Origin of the sequence: Ruegeria discodermiae (genome assembly GCF_030758345.1) — a bacterium.
In the GTDB taxonomy this organism is placed as follows: Bacteria; Pseudomonadota; Alphaproteobacteria; order Rhodobacterales; family Rhodobacteraceae; genus Ruegeria_C.
Map to the genome: position 1 here is coordinate 1 of NZ_JAVAMO010000064.1, position 889 is coordinate 889.

Consider the following 889-nt stretch of genomic DNA (forward strand, 5'->3'; position numbering starts at 1 on the left):
TCTTGCCGGACGCGTACCGCCACTCTGACCGGTTGATATGGGTCAAGGAACGCGACCCAGTTCGACGCTATTCGCTGTGCATGCTTGAGGACCATTCGATGCCACAGAGGGAGGCAGGCCAGATCGTCTGGCATGACCTTTTTACCGAAGATGCGGCGCTATCGCGATGTTTCTATGAGAAGGTTGCGCGATGGCGCTACGTGATCGAGCACGCCACGGATTTTGCGTGGGGTGGCGGGGAGCGTGACTTTATCCTTGCGCTTTCTGAGGATGAAGCCGGTGCCGGGTTCGTTGCAGCCAATGGCGGGCCGCCATTTGGATGGCTTCCCTACGTCGAAGTGCAGGACGTTGACGCTGCGGCCGAGATGGTTCTGGAACTCTGTGGCACGGTCGAAAAAGCACCCTTTGACGTTCCTGGTGTGGGACGCAATTGCCTTGTGCGCGATCCAATTGGCGCTCATTTTGGGATCTGCCAGTCGCGTCACGCTTTTCCTGTTCCAACCCGACAGTTCGGCCCAGAGCACTATCTAGCGACCGCAAGCGAGTTTCCCGCCGACTTTTATAGCAGATTGCTCAATTGGAGTATCGTTCCCTTAGATGCATCAGAAAGTGTCTCGCAGCTCATCGTGCGGGAGGAGACGAATGTCGGATACAGAACAGAGAGCGCAAGCCAAAGCGACCATGGCCCAGTCTGGGTTCCGAGTATTCGCGTCGCCCAAATTGCAGAAGCGCTTCAAGGTTTGCAAGAGATAGAAGGTACGGTTCTCAGCCGCGAAATAGGGAGCGGTAGTGCATTGGTCGCGGACCCGAACGGAGCTCTTTCAGTTCTTTTCTAGTGAAGTCGCGATAGAGGCATTACAGTCGACGAAAACCACATTAGGGATCCTAG

1 protein-coding gene is annotated in these 889 nt (G+C 55.7%); it reads left to right on the forward strand.

Going from position 1 to position 889, the window contains the following annotated elements:
* A partial coding sequence (locus tag Q5Y75_RS28360; protein ID WP_306203654.1) for a VOC family protein occupies positions 1-836 on the forward strand: 836 nt, incomplete at its 5' end.
* Between the last annotated feature and the right edge of the window lie 53 nt (positions 837-889).